Genomic DNA, 202 nt, shown 5'->3' on the forward strand with positions numbered 1-202 from the left:
AATACTATTACCTCCAGAGCTTTGTTGCTTACGTTGAGAAGGGTCATCTTGCTTACTGTTTTGTTGTTTACCTTGAGACGAGTCATCTTGTTTAGCGCTTTGTTGCTTATCTTGAGAGGAATCCTCTTGTTTAGAGCTTTGTTGTTTATTCTGAGAGGGATCCTCTTGTTTAGAGCTTTGTTGTTTATTCTGAGAAGAATCC

1 pseudogene is annotated in these 202 nt (G+C 38.6%); it reads right to left on the reverse strand.

Annotated features, from left to right (window positions below):
- Positions 1-202, reverse strand: a pseudogene (locus MR170_RS32190) (spore germination protein); the annotation flags it as partial.

The organism is Bacillus cereus group sp. BfR-BA-01524 (genome assembly GCF_022662595.1).
GTDB lineage: Bacteria > Bacillota > Bacilli > Bacillales > Bacillaceae_G > Bacillus_A > Bacillus_A thuringiensis_S.